Raw genomic sequence first — 15,998 nt, forward strand, 5'->3', positions numbered from 1 at the left:
TAAAAATATTTATTTTCCACATTATTTATAATTAATATCATGCATTTCATCCCATATATCTATTATAAATCCATTTAATATTTTAAAAACACAGATAAAAAAGATATTGACACTACGATTTTACAGTGCTAACATTCAACATGTAATTGAATATGGTCTCTGTTAGGTGAGGCTCCTGTATAGAGAAACGCTGCTGCCCAAAAATGTCGAGAGACGCCAATGGGTCAACAGGAAAGGTCGGAATGAAGGCCTTTCTTAACGTAGCTGGTTTCAGTACCTATGCTATACAGTGCTAAAACTCAACGAGGGAGAGGTGCATATATTTTGTCACACACAAAAACTGTTTTTATTTATGTCTACTAACAGTCTTTGTTGTGGACTCTTTTAACTGCGAATTCAGACCTTTACTCGTTTTGAGTAAAGGTCTTTTTACGTATCTATGCACCTTACTATGAAACAAACATAGCATATTCAGAAACTACTAAATTGTACGGAGGTGAGGAACAGTTGGCAATTGATGATTCGGCCCAGATACCCATACGTTTTACATTCATATTTCATCATGTAGGTAGGAAAGAAACTGTTCCTCACCATTTCAAATAGTTAGGTAACAGATTGTTTCCTCCTTCATGACAGAGGAGGAACTACCAATGTTTAATTTACAAAGACAAGAAACAAAGCATGCTTATGAGCAAGATAGCATGAAAACAAATAACGAATTGTTAGTGGAGGTTGCAACACAAGATGTAAGCTCTGCATTAAAACTTTTAGAAACAACACAAGATGGATTATCTAAACAAGAAGCGTCTCGTAGACTTTCTTTATATGGTCCGAACGAAATAGCTCATAATAAAATGGCGCCGTGGTACATTCAATTTCTGTCGGCATTTAAAAATCCATTTATTTTCGTTTTATTAGCTCTTGGAGCACTCTCCTTTTTCACAGATGACATACAAGGAACAATTGTCGTATCTGCAATGGTACTACTTAGTGCAACGATTCGGTTTTCCCAAGAATTTCGTTCTCAAAAAGCTGCCGATAAGTTAAAAGCTATGGTTCGAACAACTGCGAGTGTATTTAGAATAAATGGATTTGTACATGAAATAAAAAATGTAACGAATTTAAATCGAAATTACACAACAGAAATTCCAATTGAGGAACTTGTACCTGGCGATATTATTTCCCTTTCAGCAGGTGATATCGTTCCAGCTGATGTGCGTATTGTATCCGCTAAAGATTTATTTGTTAATCAATCTTCTTTAACAGGGGAAGCACTTCCTGTAGAAAAATACGAACACTGCTACCATACAGAAAATAAGCATATCTTACCGAAAAACATGAAAAAAAATTACAATCCACTCGATATGGAAAACCTTTGTTTCATGGGAACAAATATTGTAAGTGGTAGCGCAAAAGCTGTTGTCATCTCAACAAGTACCGATACGTATTTCGGCTCTTTAGCAAATAAGGTAATCGGAAAGCGTGTAGAAACAAGCTTTGATAAAGGTGTAAACAAAGTAAGCTGGCTCTTAATTACATTCATGCTTATTATGGCGCCTATTGTCCTTCTCATTAATGGATTCACAAAAGGAGATTGGCAAGAAGCTTTCTTCTTCGCTATTGCAGTTGCTGTTGGTCTTACACCAGAAATGTTACCAATGATTGTAACTGCTAATTTAGCTAAAGGTGCCGTTAACATGTCTAAACAAAAAGTAATTGTAAAACAACTAAATTCTATTCAAAACTTAGGTGCTATGAACATTCTTTGTACAGATAAAACCGGAACTTTAACAGAAGATAAAGTTGTCCTTGTTCGTCACTTAGATCCTAGTGGAAATGAATGTAATCGCGTCTTGCAATTTGCCTATTTAAATAGTTTCTATCAAACTGGATTGAAAAACTTAATAGATAAAGCTGTTATTAAGCATACAGAGGAAAACAATACATTTGATCCATCAGCTTTTCAAAAGCTAGATGAAATTCCATTCGATTTCGCCCGCCGGCGTATGTCAGTCATCGTAAAGGATAGTTCAGGTGAACATACAATGGTTTGTAAAGGTGCCGTAGAAGAAATTTTATCAATTTGTAACTACACTGAAGTGGATAAAAAAATAGTTACACTCACTGAGGAAACACGCTCAAATGTCAAAAAACTAAGCGAGACATTGAATAGTGAAGGTATGCGGGTTATTGCTGTGGCTTATAAAAAAGATAGAAAAATAAATGATAAAGAGTACGCAGTAAAAGACGAAACTGATATGATTCTCGCTGGATATATCGGCTTTTTAGATCCACCGAAACCATCTGCAGCAGCTGCAATTCAAGCATTACAAAAGCATGGTGTACAAGTGAAAATTTTAACTGGCGATAACGAAATTGTTACAAGAAAGGTTTGTAAAGAAGTTGGATTAAATATCGGCGAACCCATCCTCGGTTACGAGATTGATTCTTTACCAGATAAAGCATTAGCAAAACTTGCTGAAGAAACGACTGTATTTGCGAAGCTAAATCCAATGCAAAAATCTCGCATTATACGCGCACTACAAGGAAATGGACACACTGTAGGTTATATGGGAGATGGCATTAACGATGCTGTAGCATTACGTGAAGCTGATGTCGGAATATCCGTTGATACTGCTACTGATATTGCAAAAGAAGCTTCCGATATTATTCTACTCGAAAAAAGTTTAACTATATTAGAAGCCGGGATTTTAGAAGGGCGTACTACATTCGGAAATATTTTAAAATATATTAAGATGACAGCTAGCTCTAACTTCGGTAATGTGTTTAGCGTGTTAGTAGCAAGTGCTTTCATTCCCTTTTTACCGATGCTTGCCATTCATCTTTTAATTCAAAACTTACTTTATGATATTTCACAACTTTCTATTCCATGGGACAAAATGGATAAAGAGTTTCTAGAAAAGCCACGAAAATGGGATACTGCAAACTTACGAAACTTCATTATTTGTATCGGCCCAATTAGTTCTATATTTGATATTATCACATACGTAGTCATGTGGAATGTATTTGGCGCAAATACACCGAGCGAACAATCATTATTCCAGTCCGGTTGGTTTGTCGTTGGATTGTTAACACAAACTTTAATTGTTCACATGATAAGAACACAGAAGATTCCATTTATTCAAAGCACTGCATCAACACCAGTCGTTTTATTAACTGCTCTTATTATGGCAATCGGGATTTATATTCCATTCTCACCACTTGGTGCAGCCGTTGGTTTACAAGCATTGCCACTTAGCTACTTCCCTTGGTTAGTAGGAATACTATTAGGCTACGCTGTCTTAACACAATTCCTGAAAAAGCTTTATATTAAAAAGTTTCATAGCTGGTTGTAAAAATAAGAATGAGTGGGTATCCCCCGCTCATTCTAAAAAACATAACAGATACTTATATATGGAGGTGACCATGATGGTATGGTACGACATTGTATTCAGATTAGTTATCGCAATTATTGTAGGTGCTTGCATCGGAATGGAAAGGCAATGGAGACACCGAATGGCCGGGCTGCGGACAAATGCTCTCGTATCACTTGGTGCCTGTATATTTGTTTTATTATCCGTCATGCTTGATCATGATGCTAGCCCATCCCGCATTGCTGCTCAAGTTGTTAGTGGTATTGGTTTTTTAGGGGGTGGCGTTATTATCCGCGATGGTTTTAGTATTAGAGGGCTAAATACGGCAGCTACTTTATGGTGTGCAGCTGCTGTCGGTACTCTTACAGGCGCCGGTTTCCTCGTTGCAGCTATATTAGGTGCAGCCGGCGTGTTACTAGCAAATATACTTCTTCGCCCAATTGCTCTTTTTATGAATAAAAAATCAAAAGAAGAATCACCTGAACAAACGAACTACTTACTTTCCCTTACTTGTTCAGAAGAAAATGAAGCACATATTCGTTTTTTACTTATGCATATGGTAAGTACAGAAGGGCTCAGTTTAAAAGAGTTGTATAGTGAAGATGTAGATTCTAATCAAAAAGTTTGTATACAGGCTACATTACATTGCAAGACAAATGCAGCTATCTTAATTGAAAAAATAGTAAGTAGAATGCTATTAGAATCTGGCGTTACTGGAGCTGGATGGAAGACTTCTTTAGATTTAGAAGCGAGTTAAATAGGAAAGGTGTCATGATATTTACTACTTCATAACACCTTCTACATAAACTTATTTTCTAACTTTTGTTGAAACGACTTCTCTTGCTTACGTAGTAGTTGACTACCTCGTTGTAAAAGCGGGGTTCCATACTTATCATTAATTTGATCAATGACAGCAAGTAGCGGTTCTTTTTTTGCATCCTCTTCAAATGAAAACAAATCTAATTGTTTCACCGATTCTGTCTTCCACTCTATTTCAGTAGCTGTAACACCTAGTAAACGCACGGAATCACCATCCCAATGTTGCTTCCATAAACGGGATGCTGCTTGAAAAATATCGCGTTCTTCCCAAATCGCATTTTTCAATTGCTTACTCCGTGTTACTGTTCGCCTATCATGGTATTTAATCATAATTTGAATATTATAGCTGACAAGGGTTCGCTTTTGTAACCTTTTACTCACTGACTTTGATAAACGTTCTAACATATCAAGTAATTCTTTCTCTTCATCCATATCCTTTGAAAAAGTCATCGAGTTACCGACGCTTTTATGCTGTCCCATTTGACTCGGATCCACTTCCCTATCATCCATACCTTTTGCACGCCTTTGCAAATCAACACCGTGCTTGCCAATTTTAGAGCGAATGATATGCTCGTCTCCCTTTGCCAACTGTTCAATTGTCTGTATATGAATATCATTTAATTTTTCAGCTGTTTTCTCACCAATTCCATGCATTGCTCTAACTGGACGTGGCCAAATCAGTTCTGGAATATCGCGTTTTCGAAGCACGGTAATACCAAGTGGTTTTTTCATATCTGAAGCGGTCTTTGCTAGAAATAGATTTGGAGCAATTCCGATACTACACGGAAGCTGCAACTCTGTTAATAGTGCCTGTTGAATCATCTTTGCTATTTCAAGAGGCGAACCAAGTGCGTAGCAATCTGTAATATCTAAATATCCTTCATCTATTGAGACTGGTTGTATCTTTTCTGTAAAACGAGAAAGGACTTGAAACATTTGAAATGAAGCTTCGCGATATAATGTGAAATTAGGACGCCTTACAACTAATTGCGGGCATAACCTTTTCGCTTCCCAAAGGGGCATCGTCGTACGTATTCCGTATTCTCTCGCCTCATAACTACATGTTATAATAATTCCTTTTCTCTCTTTTTCATTTCCAGCAACCGCTAATGGCTTTCCTTGTAATGATGGATCATGAGCAATTTCAACAGATGCGAAAAAGCAATTCATATCTACATGCAAAATTACACGACCATTTTTCGGATACATTTCTCGCATAGTACTCACCCCCCTAATCAGAACATTCGTTCTTTCATTATATCAAATTTTGCACAATAGTTATAATAATTACTTGTTCTTTTTTATAATCCATATAAAGAGGATACACATGTGAAAGAGGCTGATTATGATGAAATTAACTATATGTTCCTTGTAGTTATATTAATCATCATAATTAATTATTTACTCCTTCCAATTTTCAACATGAATACGTTTGGATTTTTCTCTCGTCTAATATTATATACTGCCATGATTTTTCTTGTATTGGCTTATACGCCTTGTAAAAATAATCGAATCAAAATAAAAAGCGTGTAAATCACAATTGATTTACACGCTTTTTCTATTCTATTACTTCGCTACTTCTTCAATAATTGCAACAACTAATTCTGCTGTTTTTGCTAACTCTTCAACAGGAATCTTCTCGTTTGTTGTATGAATTTCTTCATAACCAACTGCCAAGTTAACTGTTGGGATACCGTGTCCTGCAATTACGTTTGCATCACTTCCGCCACCACTTTGGTGAAGAGAAGGTGTACGACCAATTTTTTCAGCTGCACGTTTCGCAACTTCTACAACGTGATCGCCATCTGCAAATTTAAATCCTGGGTACATAACGTTTACTTCAACGTCTGCATGACCACCCATTTCTTTTGCAGTTGTTTCAAATGCTTCTTTCATTTTCGCAACTTGTGCTTCCATTTTCTCATTGATTAAAGAACGAGCTTCTGCAAAGATTTGTACATGATCGCAAACGATATTCGTTTGTGTACCACCTTCAAAACGTCCAATGTTTGCAGTCGTTTCAGAGTCAATGCGACCAAGTGGCATCTTCGCAATTGCTTTCGCTGCAATAGTAATTGCAGATACACCTTTCTCCGGTGCTACACCAGCGTGAGCTGTTTTCCCGCGAATAATTGCGTTCACTTTCGCTTGTGTTGGAGCTGCAACAACGATTTCACCAACTTTTCCATCGCTATCTAATGCGTAGCCATACTTCGCTGTAATACGCTCACGATCTAAAGCTTTTGCACCAACAAGACCTGATTCTTCTCCGACTGTAATAATAAATTCAATTTTACCGTGAGGGATATTTTTCTCTTTTAAAACACGGATTGCTTCGAACATTGATGCTAATCCAGCTTTATCATCCGCACCTAAAATTGTTGTACCATCTGATACGATATATCCATCTTTAATAGAAGGCTTAATTCCATTACCAGGAACTACTGTATCCATATGAGAAGTAAAGTAAATTGTATCAACACCATCTTTTGTTGCTGGTAAAGTACAAATTAAGTTACCTGCACCATGACCAGTTACAGCCATTGTGTCATCTTCAAATACTTCTACACCTAAATCTGTAAATTTCTTCGTTAATACTTTGCAGATTTCTGCTTCAAATTTCGTTTCAGAATCTACTTGTACTAATTCCATAAATTCATTTACTAAACGTTCTTGATTAATCATAAGACTGCGCCTCCTGCACTACCATTATGTATGTAACACTATTAATTATAACAGAATTTCGCAAAAGTTTCGAAATACAAGACAAAAAACAGATGGTTTACATGTCTAGATAACCATCTGCTTTCTATTACTCATTTAACAATACCCAGCGCATATGATCCTCCCACACGCCATTTACCATTAACATCTTCCTAGACACGCCTTCATATTGAAAGCCTATCTTCGTCACTACTTGTATAGATGCTAAATTACGAGGCATAATCGGAGCTTCTATACGATGTAACTGAAATCCCTCAAAAGCAACTTGAATTGCTTTTCTAAGCGCTTCTGTCGTATACCCTTTGTTTAACTCTGCTTTATCTAATTTATAACCGAGTACACAAGATTGATAAATGCCACGAACGATTAAATTAAATGAAATGCACCCAATTATTTTCGTATCATCACCTTTTTTAAAAATCCATAGTCTGATGATTTTCCCTTCTTCGAACTCTTTTCTATCCTTTTGCAACTTTTTCTTTTGATAATCTAGCGTAAAAAAATCATCCGGTCTATACTCTTCCCAAGCTTTTAAAAACTCACGATTTCTGTCGTAATATTGAAGAACTGTTTCAGCATACGACTCATCAATTTCCCTTAAATATAAACGATCTGTTTCGTATATTTTCATCATCGTATCTCCATTCTTCAGCTTGCCCAACTAAAAATTAACAATATACCCTTTTACTATATTCTCTACACACACTCAAATTTCCTGTTATATTTTGCAACCCCTTCCCGAATTTTGTCCTTACTCTCCCCTTGTCCATAATTTCATTTCTCGTTACAATGAAATTGTACTGATTTGCAAGGAGGTATAACGATGCATAAAAAAGCTCAAAAAATTATGGTTTATGTGATGCTAATTTCTATGCTTGTAACAACATTACTTGCTGGCGCGAGTATGTTTTGGTAAAAAGGGCGATGTGTTCGTCCTTTTTTTACTTTTTACACATGACAAAATAAACCATCTCGACATCGAGATGGTTTATTTTATATAAAACACAATCGCTACAATACTAAAGGAAAATGACATTACAAGTGCTATTACAAAACTTGTATATTGTTTCTGCTGAAATGCCCCGATAACAAAAGTGAGATTAAGTAATGCCATACATACAATCGCTACAAGATAAGAACATATATTAAAAGTTGCCAATATGAATGTAATAACAAATAGAAATCCCATAAAAAACTGCATATACGAAAGTTTTGGATTCAAGTACATATGAGCAACCCCTTTATCTAATTTTATCTTTCTATACTTTCATTAACGCACGGTTATGTACACATGTCAAGACAACTTATTACAATAGAAAAAGCCAACCTTTTCGTTGACTTCTTCATATGCAACGGCTCCTTTTTCTTTTGCCAATTGCTGAAATGATTTTTTCGATTTCACAATCCATACTTTCGTTCCAATTGGAATACGATCAAACAAATATTCCACATCGTTTTTCTTCATTCTTATACATCCTTGTGAAATATACTTTCCAATTGAACTCGGTTGGTTTGTTCCATGTATTCCATATTTACTTCCATCAGTTCCTCTTGCATTAAATCCAATCCACCTTGATCCAAGTGGATTTTTTGGCGATCCACCTGGAATATCCTTCGCAATATAATACGGATCCTTCGCTTTCATTACAACATCAAAAGTTCCTTCTGGAGTTAATTCATTCGTTTTTCCTGTCGCTACTGGAAAAACCTTTTGAATCTTTCCATCGTCAATGTAAGCTAATTTATTCGTTGCTTTATTTACAATAATAAAAGGATCTCCGGCACGTGGATTATCCCCAAGAGGCCAAATCGGCGATAAAGAAAGACATAATATGATAGAGAGAAGATACGGCATAGATAATTCCTACCTTCTATATAAGTTCTTTTATATTATCCTTTCCCTTAAAGCGACTTTTAATGAGTAAATATTGTTCCATTTCATACACAAGTTGAACAAGTTTCGCACGTATCTCAAATTCTTCGCGTGTAGCTGGCAATGGCATGTCTCTAAATAATTCCCTCATTTCTTGAAGCTGCCTTAAGGAAATAACTCCAGTACTCTCAGGGCTAATAGCATTACCAATGTTTTCAACAACATCTGCAATCATGTCAGCTTGTTCATACGTCCACGATAAAGAAGCTGCTAGTGGTATCATTCTCTCTAAAATTTCGAATTGTTGCATACGCATATTAAAATAACGATAGTAATAATCATCTTCTCGCATAAATGCATTCTCAAGTTTTTTAAACGATAAATCTCTTGCTTCATTTAACATATTCTCGGTTTCAATGAGTTCTGCTCCACTCCAACTACTTTCTCGATTTCGTAAATACACAACCATTTCAAACAAAATCGTTTTAAAATTACTCTCTATTTTATCCTGATACTCTTTTAGCTTATTTTCACTACTCGGCATATACATATTTACTAATAACGCCACGCTAATCCCTATCGTTAATATAGCAATTTCATTTCCAACTATAAGCCATGTAATTTGCTTCAATGAATATAGATGCATAACAATAACTGAACTCGTGACAATACCTTCTTGAATTTTAAGCATTACTGCAGTCGGAATAAATGTAAGTAACAATATGCTAATTGCAAGTGGTGTATAGCCGATCGTTTCAAAAATACAAAACGCGAATACCATTGATAATACACACGCTAGAAAACGATGTAACGACACTTGAAGCGATTTGCGCTTCGTATTTTGTACACATAAAATAACTAAAATACCTGCTGAACTATAAAATTCTAATCCTAATAACTGAGCAATAAAAACTGCCGCGCCTGTCCCAATTGCTGTTTTTACTGTACGGTATCCAATTTTGAACATATCATTGCTCCTATATGTATAAACGTATTTACAGCTAGTATAAAAAAAGGATGACACAATGTCATCCTTTTCTACTTATTATTCACATAACCTTTTCATATTACAATATTTTTTGTAAAAATTGTTGCGCACGTTCACTTTTCGGCGCTGCAAAAAATTCTTCTGGCGCACTATCTTCTACAAGCTTTCCTCCGTCCAAGAAAAGAACACGATCTGCCACTTCTTTTGCAAAGCCCATTTCATGTGTAACGATAGCCATCGTCATTCCAGTCGTAACTAACGATTTCATAACTTCTAACACTTCTTTCACCATCTCTGGATCTAGCGCCGATGTCGGTTCATCAAATAACATAACTTCCGGTTCCATAGCTAACGCTCTTGCAATTGCTACACGTTGCTTTTGTCCTCCCGAAAGACGATTCGGATACGTATCTTTTTTATCTACTAATCCAACCTTTTCTAAAAGTTTCTCAGCTTTCTTTTCAGCTTCTTGCTTCGTTACCCCTTTTACATTGATAGGAGCATACGTAATATTTTCTAATACAGTCATATGAGGAAATAAGTGAAAATGCTGAAAGACCATACCGACATTTTCACGAACATGCATAACATTCGTTTTCGGATTCGTTACTTCTTCCGTTCCAATCCAAATGTGACCATTCGTCGGTGCTTCTAACATATTCATACAACGTAAAAATGTTGATTTCCCTGATCCAGAAGGCCCTATAATTGCAACTACTTCCCCTTTTTCAATCGTTGTTGTGATTCCTTTTAATACTTCGTTTTTACCAAATGATTTATGAAGGTTTTCAATTTTAATCACTTTTCTTCATTCTCCCTTCAATTGCCTTCCCGACTAATGTAAGAATAATGACTAACATATAATAAATCAGTCCAACAAAAAGTAATGGTTCAAGATATTTAAACGTTTCACCGCCTACGATGTAAGCACGGCGCATTAAATCAGTCGCGCCTATTACTGTTACTACAGCTGATTCTTTCGTAAGTGTCGCAAATTCGTTCACAAGCGCTGGTAATATATTTTTTAATGCTTGAGGGAAAATAATATTTCTCATCATTTTTCCGTACGGTATCCCTAAAGCCATTGCTGCTTCTGTTTGTCCTTTATCAACTGCTTGAATACCAGCACGAATCACTTCTGACATGTATGCACCTGAATTTAAGCTAAATGCAAGTACAGCTGCTAAGAATGCTGGTATTTCATAACCAATTATTTGCGGGACGCCGAAATAAATAATCATTAATTGCAATACAAGTGGTGTACCACGAAAAATTGATGTATAAAAATCTGCTGCTATATTTAACGCTCGTATTCTAGCAATTTTACAAAGTGCTAATAATGTTCCTAAAATAAATCCTGCTAAAGCTGATACTGCTACAATTTTCAAAGTAACTTCTAAACCTTTTAGTATATACGGTATCGAAGGCGTAATCGCCGAGAAATCTAAATTCATACTGCTCATTCCCCTCACAGAAAAGTGAAAGGCAGCTTATTTTTCGCTGCCAAACCATTTCTTCACTAATTTATCCATTTCTCCATTTTCTTGCATTTTTTTAATTACTTTATTAAATTCAGCTGTTTTATCACTGTTTTTCGGAAGGGCAATTGCTGCTCCAACTTCTTCTGGTGCTTCTTTAATTTCAATTCCTTGTAAATCTTTCATTTTCTCTAAATAATTTTTAGCAACTGTGTCTTCTATAATTGCAGCGTCAAAACGACCAGCTTTAATTTCTTGTACGATTTCTGGTATACGGTCACGTCCCTCAACTTTGAAATCTACTTGTTTTTTAAATTCTGCTGCTTTCTCTTCTTGAATAGATCCTGTTTGTACTCCTACTTTTTTCCCTTTTAAATCCTCTACAGATTTAATGTTAGAATCCTTTTTAGAAACGACCATATTTTTCGCAACAAAATAAATATCTGTAAAATCAACATTATTTTTACGCTCTGCAGTTGGCGTCATGCCTGCCATTACGAAATCAACTTTTCCTGAACTAAGAGATGCTAATAAACCACCAAAATCCATATCTTTCACTTTCACTTCATACCCAAGTTCTTTTCCGATATATTTAGCAACATCAACATCAAAACCAATAATTTCATCACTTTTTGAAGCTTCCACGTATTCATATGGTTTATAATCTGCTGAAGTCCCCATTACGAGTACTTTCTTATTTCCTTTTGTTTCTTTCGATTCCCCATTACTACAAGCGCTGAATATACTTACAATTAAAATAAGTGCAAACGATATTGATAATAACTTCTTCATCTTTCTTCCCCCTAATAATGTATATTTAAAAGTTTAATAGAATATTTATTCGATGTTTGTATTGTATCAGCACTTTCATTTTTATGCAATATATAAAATAAAAATAAATAAAATTACAATACAAATGCTGTTTGTTATGTATAAAATTATGCATAAAACAACACAACTATGCATATCTCAGAAATTGAAATAATAAATAAAAAAAGGCGGTACATCCACTTGATTGTGGACGTACCGCCTTTTTTCTTATTTTTTATAGTTCTTCACAATTCTCTTCGAAATACGATTGTAGTTTCGCAATAACTTGCATCGGTTCATGTCCTTCAATTTCATGACGCTCTACCATCGTTACAATTTTTCCATCTTTTAATAAAGCAAATGATGGAGAAGAAGGTGGGTACCCTTCGAAATATTCACGCGCTCTTGCTGTCGCTTCTTTATCTTGACCTGCAAACACCGTTACAAGGTGGTTAGGACGTTTATCATAATGTACGGAATGCGCAGCAGCAGGACGAGCAATACCACCTGCACAACCACATACAGAGTTTACCATTACAAGTGTTGTTCCATTTCTTTTAAACGCTTCTTCTACCGCTTCCGGCGTCGTCAATTCTGTATATCCAGCAGAGACAATCTCTTCACGCGCTTGGCGAACAACATCATTCATAAAAAAGTTAAAATTAATCACTCTTTTCCCTCCTCTAAAACTACCTATTTGTATCTTACCAGTTAATGTTTATGAAATACAAGTAAGTTTACTTGTATTTCAGTATAGAAAAGGTGTTAGAGCACTTGCTCTAACACCTTTTCTTTAATGACCACGATGTTTTTGCTTTGCTTTTTGTACTTTAATTAAACGTCTTCTTTCTTTTTCAGCTTCTCGCTTCTCTTTAGACTGCACTTTCTTTTCTTGTTTATGCAATTCATAAGATAAACTAATCGCCTCTTGCGCCTTAGTAAAACGTTTAACATTTGTTTCTTTTGCTACTTGTCGTATGATACGCTTTATGTTTTTAGGACGCTGTTTTTCTTTAACTTCTACACCACATTTTGCAAAATGCTGAAAGTGCTCTAAAAGTGAACCATTCACAAACATAAGCACTTCTTCATCTGACGGTTCCGTTCCAAAAATATACCTCGCTCCATACAATTTCCCTTGTTCTTTGCATGTAATAATTCCAACAAAAAATTGACCATCATGATATACTGTCAACTCCATTGACAGCCCCTCCTTTAAAAAATTAGAAATACGGGACATCCCGGAGGGGAAGGTTACTGACATAAAATCATGCGTCTGGACTACCAACCAGAGCTGTGTTTTTGTATTTCTTTCACTATTATTATATCTTTTTTTCCATAATCTTCATATATTCAACAATCATTTTTTTATGCGATCCTACAATATAGTCAGGTAGTTCTGTTACTGAAAAGAATTTAAGCTGAACTGCTTCTTCTTTATTCATAACAAAATCCCCTTCGTATTCATCCGTATAATAGGCGGTTGTTACAGATTGAAATTCATCACCGTTTGCTAATTTTGTAAAGTAGTTCGCTCCAGAAAATACATTGATTAGTCGCAAGTTCTTCACTCTTATTCCTGTCTCTTCATATACTTCACGATAAGCTGTTTCTTCTGGTGATTCACTAAGCTCCATTAGCCCGCCAGGTAGCCCCCATTTTCCGTACGGCTCTGTCCGCTGCTGCAATAAAACATAACCATTTTCATTTATAACGAGTACAACAGCACCAACTAAAATTAAAGGGCGATGACCAACTATTTTTCGTAATTCTTCTACATATCCCACCGTATCGCCTCCTTTTTCGTTGTCCACACTATTGTATCATATGTACGAAACGACAAAATGCGTATATTTTTCATTTTTTTAACAAAATATTTATTTTATGTGATTCATCTACTGTAGCTAACATAATGGATTCAATTTCCGCACTCTTCTCTAAAAACTCTTTTGCCCACTCTTCTGTTTTTCCTATTAAAGCGAGAACGTCCTGCTGAATCCTTCCATCTTTCACTAAAATAAAAGAAACTGGAGACCTTCTCCCCGCCACTTTTAGATCACGCCGGGAAGCTGCTTCATATTCTGGATACTGAAATATAGAAACAACGCCACTCGCTTCCCATAATGCTAATTTAACCGTTTGAATATCGCTCACATTTCGCATGCGAAGTTCCGAAAATAAATATTCCGCCGTAATTCTCGCCTTTTTCAAATTGCTAAAATCAATGGAACCATTGTGTATAAGAACAATAGGTGCTGGCTCTAAAAAACGTCTCCATCTATCCCATTTCAACATTAAAATAGAGCTTACAATATGAAGTACAACTAGTATAAAAGTTGTAATCATTGAACCAAGTAATCCGACTTTTTCATCAGATAGTGCATTAGAAATATTCCCACCAAGCAATAATACTAATACAACATCTAAAAAGCGCAGCTGCGCGATGGATCTTTGCCCCATTGCTTTCGCAACTAATATTAAAAATATGTACGCTATTATAGCTCGAACAACCCATTCACCAATCGAAAGATGCCTTGCTCCTTCAAAAATATGCATATGCATCACTTTGCACTCCTTACATCCCAAACTGCTAGTCTGTTTTAGTTTGCAACGTTTATGAGCATATATGTAAAAAAGCTGGTTCGTTTAAAAACGAACCAGCTTTTTTTACTTAACTGAAAACATATATTTTTTATACGTTTTCCGTACCGATAGTATGAGCCCCATCATAATCATATTCGAGAATAAGGAACTTCCCCCGTACGATAAGAAAGGTAATGCAATACCTTTTACAGGCATTAATCCAACGATCATACCAATGTTTTGGAATATTTGAACCGTTAATATACCGATTGATCCAGCGCATAATAATGTACCAAATATATTATCAGCGGAATAACCAATAATAATTGTTCGATATAGTAGTAATAGGAACAAGAACACAACTAACGCCGCGACTATAAACCCACCTTCTTCGGCAATTGTAGCGAAAATAAAGTCAGTATGTTTCTCTGGGATATAGACGCTTCCTCCCCCAAACCCTTTACCTTCCATTCCTCCACTACCTACAGCTAAAATCGATTGCTGCGTTTGATAACCTTGATCTGCATTTTCAAATGGATTTAACCAACCTACAATACGCGACTGTTGGTGAGGTTTTAGTAAAGTAACTAAATTATTATAGAAAAAATCTTGATACTTAAAGAAAATAAATATTAAAGCAGATAGTATGGTCAACGGAATAACTGTACATAATGCTATCAATTTCTTTTGAATACCTGACATAAATAAAATACATGCAATAGCAGCAGCATATAAGAACACCATACCTGTATCCGGTTGACTATATACAACCGCCATAGGTGGCAGTGACACTAGCATAATTTTACCTACTAGCTTTAAATCTGTTTGGAATGTCCTTGCCATATACTGTGCATTATGTTTCACTGCTATACTCGCTACTACAAGTAGCAATGCAATTTTGAAAAACTCAGACGGCTGAATTTGTCCAAATACTGGGAAAACAAACCATCTTTTTGCACCTAATTTTTCAGGTGTAAAACCTGATGGTGGTAATACTTTCAAAAGAATAAGTGAAGCAAACCCGGCAATATAAAGCGGCCAAGATAATTTTTGTAACTGATCTAAATCAATGCTTGCAACAAGAAGTAACAATACAACCCCAATTATGTAGTTAACACCTTGTTTCATAGCAAAGTTTGCAGCTCCATACTGTCCCGTTTGCTGACTGCTATATATAGCAGCTATACTCGTCACACATAGTGCACACAAAATTAAAATTAATTTTACATCTAAACTTTTTAGAAACTCGGTACTTCTTTTCATGACATCCTCCTGAAACATTGTTACGGCAAAAATAAAAAACCAGGAGTCAACATTCTTCATGTTTTGACGACTGATTACACATTATC

General features: G+C 35.7%; 17 protein-coding genes and 1 riboswitch. Of the genes, 3 read left to right on the forward strand and 14 right to left on the reverse strand.

Going from position 1 to position 15,998, the window contains the following annotated elements; genetic code table 11:
• Positions 1 to 151 precede the first annotated feature (151 nt).
• Positions 152 to 319, forward strand: a riboswitch (M-box (ykoK) riboswitch).
• 331 nt (positions 320 to 650) lie between these two features.
• Both mgtA and AC241_RS20510 read left to right on the forward strand, forming a co-directional pair.
• Positions 651 to 3,356, forward strand: a complete 2,706-nt coding sequence (gene mgtA / locus AC241_RS20505) for a magnesium-translocating P-type ATPase (RefSeq protein ID WP_050844499.1) — start codon at positions 651 to 653, stop codon at positions 3,354 to 3,356.
• A gap of 73 nt (positions 3,357 to 3,429) precedes the next feature.
• Positions 3,430 to 4,131, forward strand: a complete 702-nt coding sequence (locus AC241_RS20510; RefSeq protein ID WP_050844500.1) for an MgtC/SapB family protein — start codon at positions 3,430 to 3,432, stop codon at positions 4,129 to 4,131.
• A 41-nt stretch (positions 4,132 to 4,172) separates the two neighbouring features.
• Here AC241_RS20510 and AC241_RS20515 read toward each other — a convergent pair whose 3' ends face one another.
• From AC241_RS20515 to AC241_RS20530, 3 genes are all read right to left on the reverse strand, one after another.
• Positions 4,173 to 5,411, reverse strand: a complete 1,239-nt coding sequence (locus AC241_RS20515; RefSeq protein WP_029443275.1) for a DNA polymerase IV — start codon at positions 5,409 to 5,411, stop codon at positions 4,173 to 4,175.
• 348 nt (positions 5,412 to 5,759) lie between these two features.
• Entirely contained in the window at positions 5,760 to 6,878 is a 1,119-nt protein-coding gene (locus tag AC241_RS20525; protein ID WP_000609803.1) for a tripeptidase T, read from the reverse strand.
• 127 nt (positions 6,879 to 7,005) lie between these two features.
• On the reverse strand, positions 7,006 to 7,551 hold the full coding sequence (locus tag AC241_RS20530) for a GNAT family N-acetyltransferase (RefSeq protein WP_042969071.1): 546 nt from the start codon (positions 7,549 to 7,551) through the stop codon (positions 7,006 to 7,008).
• A gap of 189 nt (positions 7,552 to 7,740) precedes the next feature.
• On the opposite strand from AC241_RS20530, the gene prli42 reads away from it, so the two are divergent.
• Positions 7,741 to 7,833, forward strand: a complete 93-nt coding sequence (gene prli42 / locus AC241_RS20535) for a stressosome-associated protein Prli42 (protein WP_000549037.1) — start codon at positions 7,741 to 7,743, stop codon at positions 7,831 to 7,833.
• 72 nt (positions 7,834 to 7,905) lie between these two features.
• Here the strand turns inward: prli42 and AC241_RS20540 are convergent, their stop codons facing one another.
• The 11 genes from AC241_RS20540 to AC241_RS20595 all read right to left on the reverse strand — a co-directional run bounded on the left by AC241_RS20540 (position 7,906) and on the right by AC241_RS20595 (position 15,912).
• Positions 7,906 to 8,145 (reverse strand): DUF3894 domain-containing protein, encoded by a 240-nt coding sequence (locus AC241_RS20540; RefSeq protein WP_000281167.1) that lies wholly within the window; start codon positions 8,143 to 8,145, stop codon positions 7,906 to 7,908.
• Positions 8,146 to 8,211: 66 nt separating this feature from the next.
• On the reverse strand, positions 8,212 to 8,772 hold the full coding sequence (locus tag AC241_RS20545; RefSeq protein ID WP_050844501.1) for a L,D-transpeptidase: 561 nt from the start codon (positions 8,770 to 8,772) through the stop codon (positions 8,212 to 8,214).
• A 16-nt stretch (positions 8,773 to 8,788) separates the two neighbouring features.
• Positions 8,789 to 9,757 (reverse strand): aromatic acid exporter family protein, encoded by a 969-nt coding sequence (locus AC241_RS20550; RefSeq protein WP_000472671.1) that lies wholly within the window; start codon positions 9,755 to 9,757, stop codon positions 8,789 to 8,791.
• Between the two features lie 100 nt (positions 9,758 to 9,857).
• A complete protein-coding gene (locus AC241_RS20555; RefSeq protein ID WP_000590208.1) occupies positions 9,858 to 10,580 on the reverse strand; it encodes an amino acid ABC transporter ATP-binding protein in 723 nt (240 codons plus the stop codon).
• Positions 10,573 to 11,232: an amino acid ABC transporter permease gene (locus AC241_RS20560; RefSeq protein WP_001046915.1), complete on the reverse strand. Its 660-nt coding sequence runs from the start codon at positions 11,230 to 11,232 to the stop codon at positions 10,573 to 10,575. The genes AC241_RS20555 and AC241_RS20560 overlap by 8 nt, the downstream gene beginning before the upstream one ends.
• Positions 11,233 to 11,268: 36 nt before the next feature.
• Positions 11,269 to 12,048 carry a transporter substrate-binding domain-containing protein gene (locus AC241_RS20565; RefSeq protein ID WP_016080336.1) on the reverse strand — a complete coding sequence of 260 codons (780 nt, stop codon included), beginning with the start codon at positions 12,046 to 12,048 and terminating at the stop codon, positions 11,269 to 11,271.
• Between the two features lie 253 nt (positions 12,049 to 12,301).
• Complete coding sequence (locus AC241_RS20575; protein ID WP_001979317.1) at positions 12,302 to 12,715, reverse strand: BrxA/BrxB family bacilliredoxin; 414 nt, start codon at positions 12,713 to 12,715, stop codon at positions 12,302 to 12,304.
• Positions 12,716 to 12,859: 144 nt separating this feature from the next.
• Positions 12,860 to 13,267, reverse strand: coding sequence for a YjdF family protein (locus AC241_RS20580; RefSeq protein ID WP_016080335.1), 408 nt, complete (start codon positions 13,265 to 13,267; stop codon positions 12,860 to 12,862).
• Positions 13,268 to 13,388: 121 nt separating this feature from the next.
• Positions 13,389 to 13,853 carry an NUDIX hydrolase gene (locus tag AC241_RS20585; RefSeq protein ID WP_050844502.1) on the reverse strand — a complete coding sequence of 155 codons (465 nt, stop codon included), beginning with the start codon at positions 13,851 to 13,853 and terminating at the stop codon, positions 13,389 to 13,391.
• A 70-nt stretch (positions 13,854 to 13,923) separates the two neighbouring features.
• On the reverse strand, positions 13,924 to 14,628 hold the full coding sequence (locus AC241_RS20590; RefSeq protein ID WP_016080333.1) for a DUF421 domain-containing protein: 705 nt from the start codon (positions 14,626 to 14,628) through the stop codon (positions 13,924 to 13,926).
• 105 nt (positions 14,629 to 14,733) lie between these two features.
• On the reverse strand, positions 14,734 to 15,912 hold the full coding sequence (locus tag AC241_RS20595) for an FtsW/RodA/SpoVE family cell cycle protein (RefSeq protein ID WP_016080332.1): 1,179 nt from the start codon (positions 15,910 to 15,912) through the stop codon (positions 14,734 to 14,736).
• Between the last annotated feature and the right edge of the window lie 86 nt (positions 15,913 to 15,998).

It is taken from the genome of Bacillus thuringiensis, from assembly GCF_001182785.1.
In the GTDB taxonomy this organism is placed as follows: Bacteria; Bacillota; Bacilli; order Bacillales; family Bacillaceae_G; genus Bacillus_A; species Bacillus_A thuringiensis_S.

Excerpts from the sequence above, each read along its gene's own strand:
- mgtA (WP_050844499.1), top strand. The coding sequence starts at position 651 with ATGTTTAATTTACAAAGACAAGAAACAAAGCATGCTTATGAGCAAGAT.
- AC241_RS20510 (WP_050844500.1), top strand. The coding sequence starts at position 3,430 with ATGGTATGGTACGACATTGTATTCAGATTAGTTATCGCAATTATTGTA.
- AC241_RS20515 (WP_029443275.1), bottom strand. The coding sequence starts at position 5,411 with ATGCGAGAAATGTATCCGAAAAATGGTCGTGTAATTTTGCATGTAGAT.
- AC241_RS20525 (WP_000609803.1), bottom strand. The coding sequence starts at position 6,878 with ATGATTAATCAAGAACGTTTAGTAAATGAATTTATGGAATTAGTACAA.
- AC241_RS20530 (WP_042969071.1), bottom strand. The coding sequence starts at position 7,551 with ATGATGAAAATATACGAAACAGATCGTTTATATTTAAGGGAAATTGAT.
- prli42 (WP_000549037.1), top strand. The coding sequence starts at position 7,741 with ATGCATAAAAAAGCTCAAAAAATTATGGTTTATGTGATGCTAATTTCT.
- AC241_RS20540 (WP_000281167.1), bottom strand. The coding sequence starts at position 8,145 with ATGTACTTGAATCCAAAACTTTCGTATATGCAGTTTTTTATGGGATTT.
- AC241_RS20545 (WP_050844501.1), bottom strand. The coding sequence starts at position 8,772 with ATGCCGTATCTTCTCTCTATCATATTATGTCTTTCTTTATCGCCGATT.
- AC241_RS20550 (WP_000472671.1), bottom strand. The coding sequence starts at position 9,757 with ATGTTCAAAATTGGATACCGTACAGTAAAAACAGCAATTGGGACAGGC.
- AC241_RS20560 (WP_001046915.1), bottom strand. The coding sequence starts at position 11,232 with ATGAATTTAGATTTCTCGGCGATTACGCCTTCGATACCGTATATACTA.
- AC241_RS20565 (WP_016080336.1), bottom strand. The coding sequence starts at position 12,048 with ATGAAGAAGTTATTATCAATATCGTTTGCACTTATTTTAATTGTAAGT.
- AC241_RS20575 (WP_001979317.1), bottom strand. The coding sequence starts at position 12,715 with ATGAATGATGTTGTTCGCCAAGCGCGTGAAGAGATTGTCTCTGCTGGA.
- AC241_RS20580 (WP_016080335.1), bottom strand. The coding sequence starts at position 13,267 with ATGGAGTTGACAGTATATCATGATGGTCAATTTTTTGTTGGAATTATT.
- AC241_RS20590 (WP_016080333.1), bottom strand. The coding sequence starts at position 14,628 with ATGCATATGCATATTTTTGAAGGAGCAAGGCATCTTTCGATTGGTGAA.
- AC241_RS20595 (WP_016080332.1), bottom strand. The coding sequence starts at position 15,912 with ATGAAAAGAAGTACCGAGTTTCTAAAAAGTTTAGATGTAAAATTAATT.